The following is a 20553-nucleotide window of genomic DNA, read 5'->3' as shown; positions in this document are numbered from 1 at the left end:
TATCTTTACAATAAATCACAGCTATGAAACTATTTAATTTCCAGAAGAAGAAAACAGAAAAACAAGATCACCTCCCTACTGAAGAGATGCTTTTAATGGATGAGTTAATTAATCAAATCACTACGTTAGACTATGCTGTATTAGTAGATGAAGCTACTCAGATTATCATCGTTAATGACCAATTACTATTGGAATTCAGAATCATCCGAAATCCTGATCATGCAAAAGAACTAATGCACCTCATGATTAATACTGCTCACCCTACTCATTTTCCTGATGGTATTATGGAAAGCATCGCTGGGATAGGCGAAACGGTACAAGATAGAATAGCATCTGTAGTAGAGAACTATATCACATCTACCTTTAAACCCATAGCAGAAAGCCTTACAGATGCCCATTCACCAGAATATGATTTCACTAGTGATGAAGTATTATGGCATCCCGCATTAAGTGACTTACGTGTTCAAGGTTCTTTTAACAGAGAATTAAGTGGTGATGAATTATATTTACTATTAGCTCCTAAACTTGAGTCTATGTTATCTAGAGATCAGAAGTTCCATTGGCTAAAAATGTATATATCAAAACAACAGTCAGGAGAAATAATAGGTGACTGCCTCTTAGATAACGAACCTTGGGACGAAGGATTAAATATATTAGCTGACTATATCAGTAACATTCCTGTAGAGAGCATATTTATTGGCATCAAACAATTCGTAGTGTTTAGACGATGTGATAAGTATGATTAGTACAAAAATTAAATATCACAAAAAAGCCCATACTCTTACTAGATTATGGTTTTTTTTCATTATTTATGTTATCATCACTTATACATCTACCTCATCAGGTAAATGACCTATAATCTCTTTCAGCGTCTTCTCACTATACCCTGCTAAATTCCATACCTTATTGCGCTGTCCACCCAAAGTCAGTACTAAACTATACCCAATCAATACCCCCGAATTTCTATGTTCTAACACTCCTATATCTTGAATATCTCTCACAGAATATAGCATCTTCTCACCTTTGACAGTTGTGATAATAAGATGATCTCCTTCAAAGTCAATACTATTACAATACTTAAACACATAGTATATCGCACCAATAATAAAGAAGGGCAATACGACTAATAAAAACCACTCTACTGTATCAGGTACTTTATTAGTAAGGGCTAATACCATACTAACAATAACACCAATACCTCCAAACCATACTAGCTTACCTAATATAATCCCTATCAGATGGTTATACGATTTTTTCATATTTTTTGCGCAAAAATATGAAACGCATAAACACTATCCCTATGGATATATAAATAGTACCGCAATTAATCTGATTATTACCACCAATACTTAGGGTACTTCCTCAGCTTGCTTATATTGTTAAATAACAAGGCTATTACTGTGATAATAACAGATCCTGCCAAAACAGGATTAACAATAAAAGACCAACTCGCTCCTCCTAGTATAATGACTAGAGGATCTGCACCTGCTGGTGGATGTGTAGTCTTAGTCACCAGCATTAAGCCTATCGCTGCACCTACTCCTATTGCTAGAGAATACCATTCTGTTCCTAAAAAAGTAAGACATAGCAGTCCTACTATACTCGCTAATAGATGACCTCCTATGATATTACGAGGTTGAGCTAAAGGGCTATCAGGTACTCCAAATGCCAATACACAAGTCGCTCCAAAGGGAGCCATGATCAAAGGCATTTCTAATTCTTTAGTCATAAAGGCTATCACACCTATCGCTAACATACCTCCTATCCCTGAGTATATAGAATGTTTAGAAGTAGCTGATTGTGGACTAGTCTCTGTTGTTTTAAATTTTGCTATATATCGTTTCATTTAGATTAAATCTTGTTTTAGTAATTCTATTGTTTTCTTTACGCAGGCTGAGTTCTGATAGACTTGACTCTCTGTCAGCCCTGCCTCAAACAGCATATATAACATAAAGGCTCTGTTCTCATCTGTCACTAATGCCTTAAAATATGCTTGTAATTCTGTCTTATGCTGATGGATGACATCATAAATTTTCCCTTTATGCTCAGGTAGCTCTGACAACATATTAAGAAATGCACAGCCCCTATATCCCTCCTTCTCATTCATCTCTATAATATAGGTAAACGCTGCTATGATACGTTCCTTAACTGTACGCATCTTTTCTACACCTGCTGTCAATCCAATAAACCAATAGTCATGTCTAGCTTTTAGATACGCTACAGCTAGATCATCTTTCGTTTTATAATGGTCATAAAAGCTAGATTTAGCCACCTTAGCTTCTTCTATCACAGCATTGATCCCTGTGCTATTATATCCATATTGATGAAAGAGTAAAGTAGCAGCCTCTAATACTCTCTCCTTAGGTGAATTATTTTTCATGAAACAAATATAGAAATAAAAACAGACAAGTCTGTCTGTTTTACCTTTTTTATAGATCAATTTTTGGTCGAGATAGGTCATTTGTGGACATTTTAGGACATTTGTGGCCATTTTTTCCCATCTCAAAAAAAAACATATTTATAATTCAAAACTTTGCAAAGAGAAAACGCAAGGATAAAAATAGAACAGAAACTGCTATCACATTTGATGTCTGGTTGTATTCTAGTAGGGTTTTACTCGAATTGAGTTCGTAGTGAGTCCGTTATGAGTCCGTACTCACTCCGTTAAATCAACCAAAAAAACGGAGACGTATCTCACGCAATACTCACATAATAATAAATGAACCAAATCAATAGTCAAAGAAGACTACTATGAAAGTAAAGTATAACCAATAAATTATAACAATTATGGCAAAAATTGATGTAAAAGGGAGACCTCAAGGAAAGTATCTAAACTCTGTATTCAGAATAGTAGATAACAAAGTCATTATGCAAGGCAAACCCTCTAAACAAAAACAGACTAAAAAAACGAAGCAGGCAGCTACAGACTTTGGTACGGTGCAGAAATGCAATAGACAATTAAGACACCTCATCCAGCTCGCGATGAACAACAATCATTGTAAAAAAATGCACCTTAGAATGAACACGCTTGCATTAGCACAGCTGCGTAATAATGAAGTATTCTCTTTAGGTCAACGCACTTACTTTAATACAGATCTAAGCGGGATGGTAGGTTTTGACTTTAATACAAATACTCCTTTTGGAGAGTATTGTACCCTACCAATTACTTTTCAGAAGCTAGATAGTCATAAAACACGTATTAGTATAGATACCTCTACTATCAATGACTATTTTAACTTTGAGGATAATACATCTGAGATTAAAGTAGAGTTATTTATACAATATCATCAACTTAACTATCAAGAAATTCACAAAACAGAAAGTATTTCCTTCACTGTCAAAAAAGGAGAAATCCTCTCTGCTAAAGAGTGGGTTATACAGAATACATTAGAAAGCAGTATTACACTTGTCGTAGGGCAGCTATGGTATCTAAAGCAGAGCTTAACTGGCCAATACATTATGATTAATAATCGTAAATTCCATCCTAGTAGTATTCTTTATCTAGATAATGGTCTATAAAACACAATGAAAAACATAGTGGATAAAGGTAGAGAATCACTGATATTCTCTACCTTTATCTTTTTAACTATAAGTGTATGGGATGGTTTTCGAATAAAAGTAAGTTTCCAAAAGAAAATAAGGATAGAGGAATCGTGAAAATAACAGATAACAAAATTATTATCACCAACAGATCTTATGAAAGTGAAGATGAAATAATCCTTATCCCTAAAATAGAATACATTTATCTAGAGACATCGGACTATAGCGAGCCAAGTATGTTCATCTACCAAGATAGACAGTACTACATCCCTGGTGATTATGTAGGTACAGAAAAACTATGGCTATACTTAGCCGAACAGTTTCATTTCGACATCAACTTAGTAACTCAACACCTCAACGATAAAACAAATAATATACATAAGCTATACAGAACTACCTACAAACAGAATTATAAACTAACAAATACATCTCATAATGATTATCTCAAGGGCTATGAAATTCTAGCTCCCACGCCACTATTTGTGCCTTGGAACACGACTAAAGAAGAGTTATTAGCACAAGAGTATATTCATTCGGATGGATTCTATGCAGAAACAACCTACCCTGTACGCATTGGCAATATCACTGTAGATAATTTAGGTACCTATATAGATGATATACGTTCTGATGTAGCTCCTACGAGTTACTATACTAAATGCTTTGCTCCAGACGGATCTGACACTAGCTTATATCAACTAAAAGAGATTCTAGAGCACGATCTAGGTTCTACTGCTACCTATACGTTTTATAATGAACATCACTTGTTCTTCTATGCAGAATCTGATCATATCACATTCGAACTAAACTATACCATAGATGATCCTGAGTTTAGAACTGTAGCTTATAGCTTCACTTCACTGAATATCAATACTAAGTATGATTATCCCGACCTATTAGCAGATGACATATATACACCGAAACTAGTATTATCAGCTACTTATGTATTCAACTACTCCCTTACTGCACCAAGTAATTATCTAAAAAATGAAAGAATCAAAAGTACTTCTGATCTTGTAAAACTACAGAGTAAAAACAATTCTGTTATATGGATAGATAAACCGAATAATAGGATTGGATTTGCGGATAAAGCCTTTGCTATTACGTTTAATAAAGAAGAAATAGACTCTCTTACACTATGGAATACCTTACCTGCTAAAGGTGGTGGATTCTGCGTATTATCTGTAAATTTAAAAGAGGGTAATGCTGTCACTGTCTTTGAAGGAGCACACGATACGATTAAACATAATTTAGAGGATTTAGAGCAATTCTTAGGTTTACAGATTAATTTTTATGAAGATTATAATTGTTGATTTTAGAGGTTAGAATACCATTATCTCAATAAAAAGTCTTAGTTTAGAATAAATAAACTTGTCTTACTATGGGATTTCTATCAAAGCTATTTGGAAAAAAAGAAAACAAACCCTCCTCTACGAATGCCCCAACAGTACCTCCTGTCTATATTGACCTATCAGAGGAGCAAAAAAAGGCACTCAAGCAGTCTACACTCCCACTCAGAACAGGACAACTGTATATGCACTATTGGGAAGAGGATTTACTAGTCGAAGACTATGACAATGTAGACTGGGCTCATAGGGTAGTACACTTTTGGGAAGCTGAAGAAGTATTTGAAAAGAAATCATTACCACTCCCATTTTTAGATCTAGAAGAGAAACTCTTTCTATTTAAAGGTGACTTGACTAATATAGAATTTGAGATCGGAAAAGCACTTCCTTGGTCTGGTTTTCCTGGAGGAGCTACGAAATATACTACCTATCTCAATGAACAACTAATCTCTATACCTCAACTCTCTACATACGGCAATATAGATTATATAGAACGTGTACCTCTTACTGAGCATAACTTAGATGTACTCACTGAAGGCAATGACCATCTACTCCTCCTTGATGAGAGAATAGTCCAATACAATAAAGGGGAGTTCTTCTTAGATAATACTATCGTACCAATAGATATAGCGTATAGCACAGGTGGACTTCATTTAGTTAGAAAAATAATGACTTAGTACAGTATATATCGATACTTTATCTTTCCTACCTATATTAACAGAACTATTCAAATAATTCTGAATGTGACCCTACACGTTCTAATCTGATAATATTTGGATTTTTCTCTTCAAACCAGATAATTAAATAATCTGATTCGATGTGACACTCTAAGCGCCCATTCCAATTACCAATTAATTTATGTGGCCTCATTTCAATTGGAACATTACCTACACCTCCTTCTATCAATAAGTCAATAAGATCAAGTACTTTCTTCAAGCGTTTCTTATTGTTCTTAATTTTCTTAAGATCTTTTTTAAACTGAGATGTAAGTTGCAGTTGATACATACACTACATTTTATCAATAAAATCGTGAAACTCTTCTTTGCTAATAGTTTCTAAATTAGTTTCATTCATAGCATTTATACTATCCTGATTAGGCTCATGATAATTAGTTGCTTTAATCAATAGTGTTTCTAATAGATTATTAAAACTACGATTATTCTTTCTTGCTAATTCTTCTATATGATTATATAGACCTGTATCTAATCGAAAAGAGCCAGCTTTTTTAGGTTTCTTTGTACTCATAAGTATATCTTTGTATTTATTTGTATTACAAATATATACAATTCTTATCATATTATAACACGTATAAAATACCTCCGTAAGAAAAAAAGAATACTATTTTATTTCGATTCGATACCTTTGTAAAAAAATAATATACTAAAAATGAATACTATACACAAAAACAATATAATCCTTAATAAACTTCCGCCTATAGAACAACAAGCTTTAGTGGAAACTGATATTGTACTTGGTGGCTACCAACGTTTGACAGATTTCATTCTCAAAGTTATAAAAGAAAAAGAAGAGGAGCATAGTAAGAATAATGAGGTAATAATTACTTCTGAACGAGATGCTGAAGTTTTTATTGACGCTATCTATACGATACAGGAACCTTCTATTCGATTAATAATGGCTTTTAAAGAGTATAATACTATCATAAATGAAGGGTAGTATTAGTACAGAAAGAATATTGTAGAAAGTGTAGGCTTCCCCATTTTAGGACACCTCTAAATTCGATAAATAATTCTTATTATGTTCAGATTTGATGAAGAATTTAAATTCTTCATCAAATCTGGGCTTATATTCTTTAGGCGATTTATTCCCTAATGCTTTATGTGGATGGTTAAAATTGTAATCCTCTCTCCATTTATCAGCCAATCTTTGTAATTGGTAGATATCATTGAAGTAAAAGGCGTCTAATATATCCTCTCTAAAAAATCGATTAAAACGTTCAATATATCCATTTTGCATTGGTTTGCCAGGCTGAGTATATTTAATTTCTATAAAATTCATTTCACACCACTTTACAAAGGTTTTAGAGATAAATTCAGGACCGTTATCACATCTAATGTACTTTGGAGTCCCTATTTCATGTTTTAGGTTTTCTAATGTTTCTATTACCGCCCTTGCAGGATAACTTAATCCAGCTTCGATAGCTATTGCTTCTCTATTACAGTCATCTAATACATTAAAAACTCTTACTTTTCTGCCATCTGTAAGTAAGTCACTCATAAAGTCCATACTCCAACACTCATTGAGCACTTTTGGCGTTTCTAAAGGCTGTTTAACTCTTGTTATTAAACGTTTCTTATGTTTTCTTCTTAGACTTAGTTTCATTAAGCGATAAACGCGTAGAACTCTTTTTCTGTTCCATATAAGTCCTTCTCTGCGTATCTTATGATAGTACTCATCAAAGCCACGAGTAGGGTATTGTTCTGCTAATTCACTTAGTTTATCAATGACTTCTGTATCATCTTTTTTACTTTGGTAATACCACATTGATCGGCATAGTCCAACTAATGAACAAATACGAACAATGGATAACTTATATTGCTCTAACAGATACTTTACCCTTTCTATTTTATCTGCTGAGCTTAGAACTTTTTTGACAGAATATCTTTGAGCATTTTATTGTCTAAACTAACATCTGCATACATCTGTTTGAGCTTGCGATTCTCTTCTTCAAGTTCTTTTAAACGTTTCAGCTCTTGTTTTTCCATTCCACCATACTTCTTTCTCCAATAGTAAAAAGTGCTCTTATCAATACCTAATTCTCGAGAGATTTCACTTACTGATCTTCCTTGTTCATTTTCTTTGAGAGCTTTAATTATTTGACTCTCACTAAAATTACTTGTTTTCATACTTGACAGTTTTGTTTAAAGTTAATAATTTCGAATTAACAACTGTCCGATTTTTAGGGAAGCCTACAAAAGGTATTTGATTGTATTAAAATATTTGCCACCATGAAAGCTCTAGACATTCTATTTAAAGAAAGTTAATCTTAGATCTTACGCTCAACTAACTATAATAAAAAAGACGACTCTTTCGAATCGTCTTCCTCATATTATTATAATTCTACTTATATAAAATAAGCAGCTACTACTCCTAATATTATAGCTATAAGCTTATTGATATTAAATGAATGTCCTTCGTTACTCTCAAAGATAATAGTCGATGAGATATGGAATAAAATACCTACTACTATAGCAGATATCTCAGCGTAATACTGAGTCAAGAAATCTACATTACTAGAAACCAATGTTCCTAATGGTGTCATCAGAGAGAAAACAACCATAAAGAAAAGCACCACCTTCTTATTCATATTTGCGTTAATAAAAAAGGCAGTTAATATCACTGCTATCGGCAAGTGATGTATCGCTATACCCCATGCTAACTCTTCGTGCTGACTCACTGGCATTCCCTCAAATAAGGCATGGATACACAAACTGATAAATAAAAGCCAAGGTACCTTGTCTAATTTGTCATGAGTATGTACATGCCCATGCTCTGCCCCTTTAGAGAAAAACTCTAATATAATCTGGAAGACAATCCCGATCATAATAAAGAAACCAATATTACCAGAACTGTGGTCGTGTCCGTGATCATGACTATGTCCCACATGTTCTGCTAATGACGCGGCTTCACTAGCTGCATACACATCAGGTAACAAATGGGTGACTGTCAATGCTAACAGGAATGATCCACTAAAGGCCATTAGCAATTTTAAATTCTTTTTGTTTTTGGGCTGTAATAGCACTGCTATTAAATACCCTGCAATAACTGATAATAAAGGTATAATATAAACCATCGGCTTATTTGAAAATCATAATTAATCGATCTGATTCTTTTTTATAAAACTTGCGCAACTTATAATCACCAAAAACATCTAAAAGGTAGATCTCTTTCTCATTCATCATCGCTTCAAAGTCCTCTAGTCTTAACGCCTTAACACGTTCTTCGTATTCGTGGTGTTCTCCATCTGCATCAAAGACAATCTCTTTGATAATAAACCCGTCTTCGTATTTTCTAGTGATATGGAAGTCAATTCCGTCTACTGTTTTAACCTCAGAAGGTACTAGATTAGCGATAACTTTATCTACATTCATAAAGTCGATTACTGCTAATCCGTATTCATTTACACTCTGATGAATAGCATCTAATGTACGCATATTATCAGCTGGATCAGGAAAATATCCGAAACTAGTAAACAAATTAAAGATAGCATCATACTTCTCTGTAGAAGGCTCTCTCATATCACGTACTTCAAAATGAAGTGTATCTGTGGCATACTTACTAGCCTCTTCTATACTATTAGGAGACAGGTCTACTCCTGTAACATCATAACCTAAAGAATTTAAATATATAGAATGTCTTCCTTTGCCACAAGCTAAATCTAACACTTTTGCCCCTTCTTCTAAATTTAAATAATGAGTTAAATTATCAATTAACACTTGTGCTTCTTCGTAATCCCTATCTTTGTATAAAGTATGGTAATAAGGGGTGTCAAACCACGACTTATACCAAGCTTTGTTCTCTTTTGACATACTTTTATTTTAAAACTTTTTAATTAGCCTGCAAATTTACTTTATTTTTGCGGATTAAACCTAGCATATATCACAGACATATCAGGATTTTATAACTAACTAAAATAGTCTTGAAATAATGAAAAAAACGTAGTAAATTATACTATTTTTATCAGACGTAGTATATTGGTTTAAAGCAGAATAGTCAATTATTCCTTATATAAGAAGAAAGATGGAAAATTTTAAAATGGTGGCTAAGACCTTCTTCGGTTTTGAAGAAGTACTAGCAAAAGAATTACAATTATTAGGTGCATTAAATGTACAACAGGGTACTAGAATGGTGAGTTTTAAAGGAGATAAAGGTTTTATGTATAAAGCCAATCTATCTCTGCGTACAGCTTTAAAAATCCTAAAACCTATTGCTACTTTTGCAGTATATAATGAAGCAAACTTATATAAAGGAGTTCAAAGTATTGACTGGAGTGAGTATCTATCAGCTAATCAGTCCTTCGTAATAGACGCTACAGTATTCTCTGATAACTTTAACAACTCTCAATTCGTTGCGTTAAAAGCAAAGGATGCTATCGTAGATCAGTTTAGAAATAAAAGTGGAGTACGCCCAAGTATAGATAAAGATTATCCAGACTTAAGAATTAACGTCCACTTACAAAAAGACCTGTGTACAATATCTCTAGATTCGTCAGGAGCCTCTCTACACCACCGTGGATATAGAACAGCTACTAATATCGCTCCTATCAATGAAGTGTTAGCAGCAGGAATGTTATTAATGTCAGGATGGGATGGTAGAAGTGATTTTATGGATCCAATGTGTGGTTCTGGTACAATCTTAACAGAAGCGGCTATGATCGCTTGTAATATCCCTGCAAATATCAATAGAAAAGAGTTTGCTTTTGAAAGATGGAATGATTGGGATGCAGAGCTTTTTGACAAGGTACAAGAGTCGCTATTAAAAAGAATACGCGAGTTCCATTATACAATAAAAGGATACGATAAGGCACCTTCTGCAGTATTAAAAGCGATAGATAACGTAAGAAATGCTAACTTAGACGAATATATCGAGATAAAAACTGCGAACTTCTTCGATACTCAAAAGGAAACTGAAGGCCCACTACACATGGTGTTTAACCCTCCTTATGGAGAACGTCTAGACATAGATCTAGAACGCTTCTACAGAGAAGTAGGTGATACATTAAAACAAGGCTATCCTGGCACAGAAGCCTGGTTTATCACAGGTAATGTAGAAGCTTTAAAATTCGTAGGATTAAGACCTTCTAGAAAGATTAAACTATACAATGGAAAACTAGAAGCTCGTTTAGTAAAATATGAACTATACGAAGGAAGTAAAAAAGGAAAATATATAAACAAAAATGATTAAATCATGAGTGTATCAACTAAAACCATCATCTTACAGTTTCTGAGTTTTGCAGTACTATTCATTTTATGTCGTTTAGCATTCTCTACTTTTACAGCATTAAGTGGTTTTTGGTTACCACTGACAAGTGCTGTAACCGCTACAATCTTAGCTCCTCAGTTTAAAGTATTCAAAACTGATAAAGGAGATAAAATATGTATGCGTTGGATATTCTTAAAAGGTGTGAAAATTTTAAACTAATAAAAGAACAAAAGCACAAAATACTTTGTTTTTACCCTTTGATTACACAGATAAGCTCTATTATCCATAAAAGAACTTTATCTTATAAAAAAGACAATTTTTGGCTTTTATACTAGTTATAAATGCCCTACATTTGTCACATATCCCTTTAAAAATTTAAATACTAAAAAGCCAATTGGTCATCTAATCATGAACAATTGGCTTTTTTATTTTCTAAAAAAATATAACTCCCTATTTATCAGTCAGTATAGATAGTAACTCTGCATCTACATATCTTCCCTTCTCAAAAAAATAATCTCGTAGTACGCCTTCTGTTTTCATTCCGTTTTTCTGTAATACACGACGAGAAGCATCATGCGCAGGATCAATAAAAGCTTCTATACGATGCAAATCTAATGTAGTGAAGCCAAACTCTAACATTAAGGCTACAGCTTCACTAGCTATTCCTTTCCCCCAATAGGCAGGAGTTACTTCATATCCTATCTCTGCTCTACTGTTCTCTAGTGATAAACTATGAAATCCGCATGTTCCTATTAGTTCATCATTTCCCTTTAAAGTTATAGCCCATCGAAGACCTTGTCCATTTATCGTTCTATCATTCCATATCTGAATCAGTTCTTCTGCTTGTTCTACAGTCGTAAACGTTGCTAGATCATAGTATTCTGTTACTTCATCTTTAGAAAAGTATTCAAATACTTGTGGAGCATCACTTCTTCTTAATTCTCTTAAAACTAGTCTATCGCTTTTCACAATAGGCATTTCTCTGATTATTTTCATCTTTTGCTTTTTTACAAAGTACCACATTTTACTTTAGACTATCATAGTTACTTTATACAAACACCGTTGACATAAGTTCTCTTACTCAAACTAGCTCTAAAGTACATTTTGAGAAATAATTAACTGTTTTACTTTTTATTCCCCTTCTTATCTTCTATTTTTGAGTTCTAACCTATTAACTATAACTATTATGAATAGAAGAGCTTTTCTTCAAAATACCAGTATGGCTGGTATAGGTGCATTAATCGTACCTTCTTCTTTATTTAGCTTCTCAAGCAACACTAAAAAAGTGCGTATCGGAATGATCGCTGTAGGACTAAGAGGGCAAGTGCACTTAGATGAATTACTAAAAAGAGACGATGTAGAAGTGATCGCAATGGCTGATCCTGATGACAGAATGATCAAACGCGCTCAAAAAATCGTAGATAAACACAATAAAAAACAACCTATCGTATATGACAAAGGAGATTATGACTACCAAAATCTTCTAAAACGCAATGATATAGATGCTGTTATTATCTCCTCTCCTTGGGAATGGCATGAAAGACAAGGGACAGAAGCTATGCGTGCAGGCAAGATAGTGGGTATGGAAGTATGTGGAGCCATGACGCTAGAGGAATGTTGGAATTATGTAAATGTGTATGAAGAGACAAAGGTACCTCTGATGATGTTAGAGAATGTGTGTTACCGCCGTGATATCATGGCTGTCTTCAATATGGTAAAGAAAGGTAAGTTTGGGGAATTAATCCACGGTACTGGTGGATATCAACACGACCTTAGAAATGTCTTATTTAACGATGGGGTACAACCTTATGGTGGAGGTGTAGAATTTGGTGAGAAAGGATTTAGTGAAGCGAAATGGAGAACAGATCACTATGTCACTAGAAATGGGGAACTATACCCTACGCATGGTGTAGGTCCTCTAGCAGCTATGTTTAATGTCAATAGAGGGAATAGAATCACTCACCTAACTTCTATGGCTTCTAAAGCAAGGGGATTACATCAGTACATCGTAGAGAATGGCGGTCAAGATCACCCTAATGCAAAAGTAAACTTTAAACAAGGAGACATCGTTACTACAACACTTAAATGTGAGAATGGAGAGACAATGGTATTGACTCATGATACTTCTCTACAACGCCCATATAATTTAGGTTTTAAAGTACAAGGTACTGATGGTATCTGGCAAGAGATTAGCTCTGGCGGATTAGACAAAGGATTTATCTACTTCGAAAAAGAGATGGATCATTCTCATCAATGGGCTAACTCTAAAGACTACTTAGAGCAATATGACCATCCGCTGTGGAAAAACAATGAGGCTAAAGCTGTAGGTGCTGGTCATGGTGGTATGGATTACTTTATGATCAATGCCTTTGTGGAAAGTATCAAAAGAAATATAGAATTCCCATTTGACATTTATGACTTGGCTACTTGGTATGCAGTGACTCCTCTAAGTGAGAAGTCTATAGCAGCACATGGTCAGGTACAAGAGATGCCTGACTTTACGAGAGGTAAATATGTAAATAGAAAGACAGTATTTGGCTCTAATAGCGAATATTAATAGATAAAAAGATCCCTGTTATGTATAACAGGGATCTTTTTGTTCTTTATTTTAAGTGCTCTGAGATAAAGCCCATCATACATTTATAAAAAGCAATACTGTTCTCCTCTTTTGCAAAGCCATGCCCTTCATCATATTTTACCATATAAGGTACTTCAAAACCACGTGCTCTTAATGCTTCCACAATTTGATCAGACTCTGCTATTTTTACCCTTGGGTCATTCGCTCCTTGAACAACGAAAAGAGGTTTGTTGATTTTATGTAATTGATAGACAGGAGACACTTCACGAGCAATCTCTCTTTCTTCTTCATTATCTAAATCATACCATATCTCTTTAACCATGTCTTTATAAGGCTTCCAATATTCTGGGAATGATTCAAAGAATGTGAATATACTAGATACACCAACATAATCTACTCCACAAGTATACAGCTCTGGAGTCTTCACTAATCCCATCAGTGTAGCATATCCTCCATGGCTAGCACCATAAATAGCAATCTTAGAAGCATCTACCCATCCTTGTTCAATAACGTATTGTACTCCATCTTCTACATCGTCCATTACTTTTCGTCCGATTTGTTTAAAACCTGATGTAAAGAATTCTTTCCCATAACCTCCTGATATACGGAAGTTCACTTGTAATGTTGCATATCCTCTACTTGCGAATAACTGTGTCTCTGGGTTAAAGCCCCAACTATCTCTAATACCTTGTGGTCCTCCATGTGGATTCACAATTAAAGGGACTTTATTTCCTTCTTTAGCAGATTTAGGTAATGTAATATATCCGTGCAGTTTAATCCCATCACGACTCATAAACGAGATAGGTAACATCTCTGCCATATCCTCTTCTTTTAATTGAGGCATTAGATCGTAAAGCAAAGTAACATCACCTGTATCTTTATCATAATTATAATACTTACCATAAAGCTTATCACTCTGTACTATAATCAAATAACGGTCTTCTTTTTCTGTCTTAGCTGCTATAGAGTACTCATATTCTCCAAAGTGTCTGTCTAGATCAGCACTAATCTTCTTAAAAGTCTCACTTACTGGTTCTATCACAACTTTTTCGCCTTCGTACCCCAAGTAATCTATCTCCCAATTTCTATTACGAGAAAGTCCAATAATAGAAGCATCATACTCTGCATTAGCATATACTTCTTTAACTACAGACTTTGTTCTAAAGTTATACAGTACAATGCGTTGCTTATCAGAATCTAAATTAGTCAAAACATAAGCTTCATCTTTATCTGTAGACGCATAATTAAATGCCATAAGAGAGAAGGTATCAGACCAATTTATGGTATGAAATAATTGGTAAGTTGTTTCTCCTTCTGCTTTATAAAAATACTGTGTCTGTATACCATTGTACACCTTAGAATATCCTCTAAGATTACCATCTTTATCAAAATCATAATCAGATACAAGATTAGATGGATCATCATTCGTAAATAGCTTAACGTATTCACCTGTATTGATATTAATCTTATAAGGTTCAAATATTTGAGCATTTTCAAGATTCATTGTGATAATGATATAATCTTTTTGCTCTTTAAGCATATTCAGAATACCTGCTTGTACCTTATCAAATGGGGTTAGATCTATGTTATTAGTACCATCTACATTCACAGCATATATATGGTAGTTCTCATCTCCTCCATTATCCATTACATACGCTAAACGGTCATCATTAATCCATCCATACCCTCTTACCAACTCTTCTCCTTCTTCTATTACACGGATGATATTACCTGTCTCAATCTCTTTTACATACACATGGCGTTTATTCTTCTCATCTTTTTCTCTATAAGATAAATACTTCCCATTAGGTGAGAGTTGAAATCCAGATGATGTAGGACGTTGAAAGTAATCTTCTACCTTATACTTATACTCCCCTTGTTCTTTATTAGCTAAGGCCAATAATTCTTCTTCTGTAGATACTAACGAAGGATTTCCTGGTAGAGTAATTACTGTCTTTTCAAAAACAACAGGTAGTTCTTGTTCCATTTGACTCATCTTTCCTTCTATTTTGTTTTCTATATACGCCCCTGCAAAGCTCATTCCCATAGCTGCGACAGAAAAACTTAAGTTGGCTTCTTTAAAAGCTATATTGGTAGCTTCGATTCCCATCGCTCCTTGACTAGGTAAGTCTAAAGTAACTTTATCTATATCTTCTATATGCAATACTAGATCTACTTTCATTTCTCCTAAGTCTAAGACTGCTTTATAATCTCCTATAATTTCTTTCATAATCCTATTTTTCTTTTCTATTTGCACTCCTTTTCTAACAAGTAGCTTTACAAAAATACTGTTTTAAATATTCTTTCTAATCTACTTTATCAATTAAGTATAGGTACTAAAATGTGTAAATGTACTATTCCACAAGAGTACTAATAAATACTATTCTACAGCAAAAGAGAGTATAATGACCTCACTTCATTCCCCAACTATCTACACTATGTGTCATTTATTTTGTTAAAAAGAGGTCCAAACTGTCTAAAACAGTGATGGCACAACTATTGAAGGTACTTAAGTGACTATTTGGTTAATAAAACTTTTATAATGAGATATATTCTCAAATACAAACACTAAAAAATAAATTATAAAACAAACACGCAAATAGTATAACAATATTAAAAGATAAGGTTATGCAAAACGACAAAACGATTAATACGCCACAATCAATTCCTTTAGACAAACAAGAAGGAAAACCTTTAAAGACAAAATCATTATCTACAACTGATTATATCGTTTTAGGAGGTACCTTTTTACTAATGGGGGTAGGATTATTTTTAATTTACAAATTACAACCATACTTCGAGAGAATACGTTTCGAACAATTAAAATCATTTTGGGGTTCTACTGTAATTAACTTTGGACTTGTTCTATTTGTTTTACAAATGAGCTTCTTACTTTATATAGTATATCTTTATTTTAGATATAAACCTGTTGCTTCATTAAGCGATGAAGAATTACCAACATGTACTGTCATTGTTCCTGCTTATAATGAAGGACGTTTAGTATATGATACCCTACTTAGTTTAGCAAATGGTGATTATCCAGTAGAGAAGTTAGAAATTATTTCTATAGATGATGGTAGTAAAGATGATACGTGGAACTGGATGCTGAAAGCTAAAGCAGAATTAGGAGAAAGAGTATCTATCTTACAACAACCTAAAAACCAAGGAAAAAGACACGCGTTATACAGAGGTTTTAATATAGGTACAGGAGAGGTTTATATCACAGTAGATAGTGATTCTATTGTAAAAAAAGACACTCTTAGAAACTTAGTTAGCCCATTCGTGTACAACGAGAAATGTGGTGCTGTAGGAGGAAATGTAAGAGTACTAAATACAGAGGATGGAGTTATTCCTAAAATGCTAAATGTAAGTTTTGTATTCAGTTTTGAGTTTATACGTTCTGCTCAGAGTGCTTTAGGATCAGTACTATGTACCCCAGGAGCATTAGCAGCATATCGAAGAGAAGCTGTAATGAACTGTTTAGAAGATTGGATCAACCAAACCTTCATGGGGCAACCTTCTGATATCGGTGAAGATAGAGCCATGACAAATATGATTCTAAAACAAGGATATCACGTACTATTCCAACGTAATGCTTATGTATTAACGAATACTCCTGAAGAGTATAGAACATTATACAAGATGTTTATTCGTTGGGAAAGAAGTAATGTAAGAGAAAACATTGCTATGAGTAAATTTGCTTTTAAGAAGTTTAGAGAGGGATCGACAATAGGTCCAAGAATTTTATTACTAAACCAATGGTTAAGAGTACTAATGGCTTATCCTTTATTAATCTTAATGTTATTCTTCATAGCGACTAAACCTTTAGTGTTTATCACTTCTGCTTTAGTAAGTATTTTTATCTTCTCGAGTATTCAAGTATTTTTCTACTCGAAAAGATATAGCGTAGCAGAGTCTTTCTGGGCGTATCCATATAGTATATTCTATACGTTTACTCTATTCTGGATTACTCCTTACGCTATCGCTACCGCTAACAAAAGAGGTTGGTTAACAAGAACATTACCTGCACAAAAATAGAGTAGTTGAATATATTGATTTAAGTAAAAAAGACAGCATGCACTTCGCTGTCTTTTTTCGTTTTACTCTATTCATTCTTTCATCTAAGGGAAATTAGCATAAATAAAGAAGGGCTATTCTTCACAGAATAGCCCTTCTTTTGTTCTTATCTATTTAGATTATTTTACCTGATCTTCTGTTAGATCAAATCCCCAATCTTTTCCTTTCATTGTAGCAGGAACTCCTTTTACCATCCAAACTGGTGCCTTACCATCTTTTAGGTAGTAATCGAAGAATTGCTGTTGACGTACTTGAATATCTTTTCTATTTTGACGTTTCATCAAGTTGTGCTCATCTCCATTATAGTTTAACATCCACGCTGGTTTTCCTAAACGTCTTAATGCCATAAACATTTCGATACCTTGATACCATGGCACTGCCCCATCGTTATCATTATGCATAATCACCACTGGTGTTTTTACATATGGCATTCTAAATAATGGTGAGTTTTCAATATATAAGTCATGTCCTTCCCAAAGTGTTTTTCCTATTCTACTTTGTGTTTTTTCGTATTGAAATTGGCGGCTCATACCACTTTGCCAACGGATCCCTCCATAAGCTGATGTCATATTCGCTACTGGAGCTCCTGACCATGCAGCTGCGTACATATCTGTTACTGTAATTAAATGAGCAACTTGGTATCCTCCCCAACTTTGTCCTTGGATAGCAATTTTATCAGCATTAACCCATTTATTTTGTTTTAAATACTCTACTCCTGAATTGATATATTCTTCTGCTGACTTACCTGGATGTCCATCTACATAACTAACATCTGGAGTAAACACTAAATAACCATTACTTACAAAATATGAAATATTTAAACGAGATGGTGTTGGTGCTGGAGCTTCATATCGATGCAAGTTATCAGATAACTTCTCATAGAAGTATACAATCATTGGATACTTTTTATTTGCATCAAAATCTTCAGGTTTGAATAACACTCCTGTTGACTCATACCCTTTAGGCGTAGTCCAATGTACTAACTCTGCAGTACCCCAATTGTACTCTTTTTGTTGTTGATTAATATCACTTAATTGAGTAGCGGATACTAAATCATTGGTAACATAAAGATTCATTGACTCTGTAAAAGAACCTTTTAAATAACCATATACATTAGCATCCTTCGCTTTAAACAAAGAACTATAACCACTATATGGTTGCATTAATATTTCTTTAGGTGCTTTTGTACTTTTTATTTCTGTAGTAAAGAATCCTGCATCTTTTGTTTGTTCATTGAATGCTGCTAAGATTACTTGTTCATTTCTGTTGAATGAACGCTTTTCATCATCTAACTTTAATACATCAAAAGCAATATTATTCTTACGTCCATATCCATTAGTAACCATTCTAGGAGCTTTATTACTATTCAAATAAAATTCCCAAATATCAAAACGGTCTCTAATTAAAACAGACTCGTCATTATCTGTCCATGCTTGGATCCCATAAGAAGAAGCATTGTCAGGCATATCAAAAGTCTCATCTGCAAAAGATACAGTTAAACCTTTATTTAAGTGTTTTGTAATATTTGATTTCACATCATAAGCATACCAATTACCTTCTTCACTGTTATAGTATACCACAGCAGTCCCTTTTGGTGATATACGAGCTGAACCTGGTAAGTCAGCAACTACCTCTACTTCTTTACCTGTATTTACATCTACAATGTAGTAAGAAGAAACTCCTGAGATATTCCACTGTCTTTCTACTCTTCGTCCAAAGTCTGAAGAATTAAACACAATATTAGCATTTCCTTCGTCTACTAATTGGCTTCCATTGATTTTTTCATCAGCTAAAGCAATAAGTTTACTCCTATCTTTAAGGTTAATAGTAGCTAAAAAACTTCTCTTTAAGTCCTTATCTAGATTCACCAATTGTTGAGGTTGAATATAGTCTTCATTATAATGCCAAATATCTACTACTGCATGATCTTCTGCTATAAGTGTAGTGTCTTTAGCAATAGGTTTTGGTGCAATACCTAAATACAATCTTCCTCCATTCTTACTAAAACGAGGTTTGTTATTTTCTGAAACAACCCAATCTTTAGGCATTCCTTTAGTTGTATTAGATGCTAATACTGTAGCGCCTGTTACAAGATCAGTATAGTATAAGTCATATTTCTTTACTAATACTTTCTCCTCATCATTCGTTCCAATAAACACTAATTGCTTACCATTCTCATCAAAAGAGAACTGAGAATACTTACCTGTACCTTCTAAAATTGTTTTGACTGCTTTTGTTTTCAAATCAACTACAAATACTCCGAAAGGTCCTTTTGCTTTCTCTTCTTTAGCAGTTTCTTCTTTTGTATCTGCTACCTCCTTAGTTTTCTCAGTCTTAGTCTCGTCTTTTTTATCGTCCTTTTTCTTTGCATTAGGATCCTTTGTAACAAAAACCAAATATTGTCCTAGATCATCAAAGTAATAGTCTGTTACATTCTCATAAGAAATTTTCTCTCCTGTTACTAAGTTCTCAAATACCAATTCTAAAGGAGCGTCTTTGTCTGCTTTTTTAGCAGGTTTCTTTACCTCCTTTTTGTCTTTTGACTTTGCAGTATCTTTAGCTGGCTCTAATAAATATGCTAGGTAATCTCCTTTCTTTTCTGGTACTTTAAAAGACTTAATATCTGATTTCTTTACTAAAGCTCCTGTCTTTAAGTTATATATTCCTAAAGAATCTTTTGCTATCTCATCCTCTTTTTTCTTCTTAGTTCTTACTGCTTTTAAATCAGCATAAGTAGGTCGAATAGAAAAAACAGAGAAATTAGACGTCCCTGTAAATACAGGTTTTTCCCCTCTTGGAACTACAAGCTTTTTAGTTTTTTTTGTTGTCTCTATATAAAGAGTTTTGTCTCCTTCTTGTGGATTCACTTGATATAAAATCCAGTCTCCATTATTAGAAAAAGTTTTTGTTCCAATAGATTGCCACCCATCATAAACAGAATGGTCTAAAGGCTTTTTTTGTGCTTGGGTAGTCAAGCTCCCCAAAACAAAAAGACCTAACCCTAACTGTTTCCAGAAATAACTAGGATTAGATCTTTTTGTAGGTTTTGTTGTTGGTGTTAATTTCATATTACGT

21 protein-coding genes are annotated in these 20553 nt (G+C 33.8%); 9 read left to right on the top strand and 12 right to left on the bottom strand.

Features of this window, described 5'->3' with window-relative positions; translation table 11 throughout:
* Window positions 1-23: 23 nt before the first annotated feature.
* Window positions 24-746 (top strand): DUF6348 family protein, encoded by a 723-nt coding sequence (locus E0Z07_RS10640; protein WP_131540726.1) that lies wholly within the window; start codon window positions 24-26, stop codon window positions 744-746.
* 78 nt (window positions 747-824) lie between these two features.
* Here E0Z07_RS10640 and E0Z07_RS10635 read toward each other — a convergent pair whose 3' ends face one another.
* The 3 genes from E0Z07_RS10635 to E0Z07_RS10625 all read right to left on the bottom strand — a co-directional run bounded on the left by E0Z07_RS10635 (window position 825) and on the right by E0Z07_RS10625 (window position 2380).
* Window positions 825-1259: a hypothetical protein gene (locus E0Z07_RS10635; RefSeq protein WP_131540725.1), complete on the bottom strand. Its 435-nt coding sequence runs from the start codon at window positions 1257-1259 to the stop codon at window positions 825-827.
* 77 nt (window positions 1260-1336) lie between these two features.
* Window positions 1337-1846, bottom strand: coding sequence for an HPP family protein (locus E0Z07_RS10630; RefSeq protein ID WP_006256723.1), 510 nt, complete (start codon window positions 1844-1846; stop codon window positions 1337-1339).
* Window positions 1847-2380, bottom strand: a complete 534-nt coding sequence (locus E0Z07_RS10625) for a TetR/AcrR family transcriptional regulator (protein WP_225581664.1) — start codon at window positions 2378-2380, stop codon at window positions 1847-1849.
* Between the two features lie 407 nt (window positions 2381-2787).
* Between E0Z07_RS10625 and E0Z07_RS10620 the strand changes: the two genes are divergently transcribed.
* The 3 genes from E0Z07_RS10620 (at window position 2788) to E0Z07_RS10610 (ending at window position 5560) form a co-directional block, all read left to right on the top strand.
* The gene (locus E0Z07_RS10620; protein WP_131540724.1) at window positions 2788-3519 is read left to right on the top strand and encodes a hypothetical protein; all 732 of its coding nucleotides are present in this window, start codon (window positions 2788-2790) and stop codon (window positions 3517-3519) included.
* Between the two features lie 77 nt (window positions 3520-3596).
* The gene (locus E0Z07_RS10615) at window positions 3597-4850 is read left to right on the top strand and encodes a hypothetical protein (protein ID WP_006260840.1); all 1254 of its coding nucleotides are present in this window, start codon (window positions 3597-3599) and stop codon (window positions 4848-4850) included.
* Between the two features lie 68 nt (window positions 4851-4918).
* A complete protein-coding gene (locus tag E0Z07_RS10610; RefSeq protein WP_006260839.1) occupies window positions 4919-5560 on the top strand; it encodes a hypothetical protein in 642 nt (213 codons plus the stop codon).
* A 46-nt stretch (window positions 5561-5606) separates the two neighbouring features.
* Here E0Z07_RS10610 and E0Z07_RS10605 read toward each other — a convergent pair whose 3' ends face one another.
* Together E0Z07_RS10605 and E0Z07_RS10600 are read right to left on the bottom strand one after the other, a co-directional pair.
* Window positions 5607-5888 (bottom strand): type II toxin-antitoxin system RelE/ParE family toxin, encoded by a 282-nt coding sequence (locus tag E0Z07_RS10605; protein ID WP_006260838.1) that lies wholly within the window; start codon window positions 5886-5888, stop codon window positions 5607-5609.
* A gap of 3 nt (window positions 5889-5891) precedes the next feature.
* Window positions 5892-6128 (bottom strand): hypothetical protein, encoded by a 237-nt coding sequence (locus E0Z07_RS10600; RefSeq protein ID WP_006256730.1) that lies wholly within the window; start codon window positions 6126-6128, stop codon window positions 5892-5894.
* Window positions 6129-6269: 141 nt separating this feature from the next.
* On the opposite strand from E0Z07_RS10600, the gene E0Z07_RS10595 reads away from it, so the two are divergent.
* Complete coding sequence (locus E0Z07_RS10595; protein WP_006260837.1) at window positions 6270-6557, top strand: type II toxin -antitoxin system TacA 1-like antitoxin; 288 nt, start codon at window positions 6270-6272, stop codon at window positions 6555-6557.
* Between the two features lie 45 nt (window positions 6558-6602).
* Here the strand turns inward: E0Z07_RS10595 and E0Z07_RS10590 are convergent, their stop codons facing one another.
* The 4 genes from E0Z07_RS10590 to E0Z07_RS10580 all read right to left on the bottom strand — a co-directional run bounded on the left by E0Z07_RS10590 (window position 6603) and on the right by E0Z07_RS10580 (window position 9430).
* Window positions 6603-7448: an IS3 family transposase gene (locus E0Z07_RS10590; protein ID WP_233446031.1), complete on the bottom strand. Its 846-nt coding sequence runs from the start codon at window positions 7446-7448 to the stop codon at window positions 6603-6605.
* A gap of 32 nt (window positions 7449-7480) precedes the next feature.
* Complete coding sequence (locus tag E0Z07_RS18125) at window positions 7481-7747, bottom strand: transposase (protein WP_006261795.1); 267 nt, start codon at window positions 7745-7747, stop codon at window positions 7481-7483.
* Between the two features lie 218 nt (window positions 7748-7965).
* Window positions 7966-8694 carry a ZIP family metal transporter gene (locus E0Z07_RS10585; RefSeq protein WP_006260836.1) on the bottom strand — a complete coding sequence of 243 codons (729 nt, stop codon included), beginning with the start codon at window positions 8692-8694 and terminating at the stop codon, window positions 7966-7968.
* Window positions 8695-8698: 4 nt separating this feature from the next.
* A complete protein-coding gene (locus E0Z07_RS10580) occupies window positions 8699-9430 on the bottom strand; it encodes a class I SAM-dependent methyltransferase (protein WP_006256733.1) in 732 nt (243 codons plus the stop codon).
* Window positions 9431-9656: 226 nt separating this feature from the next.
* Between E0Z07_RS10580 and E0Z07_RS10575 the strand changes: the two genes are divergently transcribed.
* Together E0Z07_RS10575 and E0Z07_RS10570 are read left to right on the top strand one after the other, a co-directional pair.
* Window positions 9657-10805 carry a THUMP domain-containing class I SAM-dependent RNA methyltransferase gene (locus tag E0Z07_RS10575; protein WP_006260835.1) on the top strand — a complete coding sequence of 383 codons (1149 nt, stop codon included), beginning with the start codon at window positions 9657-9659 and terminating at the stop codon, window positions 10803-10805.
* Window positions 10806-10808: 3 nt separating this feature from the next.
* On the top strand, window positions 10809-11042 hold the full coding sequence (locus tag E0Z07_RS10570; protein WP_006256735.1) for a hypothetical protein: 234 nt from the start codon (window positions 10809-10811) through the stop codon (window positions 11040-11042).
* Window positions 11043-11273: 231 nt separating this feature from the next.
* Here E0Z07_RS10570 and E0Z07_RS10565 read toward each other — a convergent pair whose 3' ends face one another.
* A complete protein-coding gene (locus E0Z07_RS10565) occupies window positions 11274-11819 on the bottom strand; it encodes a GNAT family N-acetyltransferase (protein WP_006260834.1) in 546 nt (181 codons plus the stop codon).
* A 190-nt stretch (window positions 11820-12009) separates the two neighbouring features.
* Here E0Z07_RS10565 and E0Z07_RS10560 point away from each other — a divergent pair, with 190 nt between their 5' ends.
* Window positions 12010-13380: a Gfo/Idh/MocA family protein gene (locus tag E0Z07_RS10560; protein WP_006260833.1), complete on the top strand. Its 1371-nt coding sequence runs from the start codon at window positions 12010-12012 to the stop codon at window positions 13378-13380.
* 46 nt (window positions 13381-13426) lie between these two features.
* Here E0Z07_RS10560 and E0Z07_RS10555 read toward each other — a convergent pair whose 3' ends face one another.
* Window positions 13427-15631, bottom strand: a complete 2205-nt coding sequence (locus E0Z07_RS10555) for a S9 family peptidase (RefSeq protein WP_131540723.1) — start codon at window positions 15629-15631, stop codon at window positions 13427-13429.
* A gap of 398 nt (window positions 15632-16029) precedes the next feature.
* Between E0Z07_RS10555 and E0Z07_RS10550 the strand changes: the two genes are divergently transcribed.
* Window positions 16030-17439 (top strand): glycosyltransferase, encoded by a 1410-nt coding sequence (locus E0Z07_RS10550; protein ID WP_006256740.1) that lies wholly within the window; start codon window positions 16030-16032, stop codon window positions 17437-17439.
* A 158-nt stretch (window positions 17440-17597) separates the two neighbouring features.
* Here E0Z07_RS10550 and E0Z07_RS10545 read toward each other — a convergent pair whose 3' ends face one another.
* A complete protein-coding gene (locus E0Z07_RS10545; protein WP_006260830.1) occupies window positions 17598-20546 on the bottom strand; it encodes a S9 family peptidase in 2949 nt (982 codons plus the stop codon).
* Window positions 20547-20553 lie beyond the last annotated feature (7 nt).

Source organism: Myroides odoratimimus (assembly GCF_004337635.1).
Taxonomy (GTDB): Bacteria; Bacteroidota; Bacteroidia; order Flavobacteriales; family Flavobacteriaceae; genus Flavobacterium; species Flavobacterium odoratimimum.
This window is presented reverse-complemented; position numbering and strand designations above follow the sequence as displayed.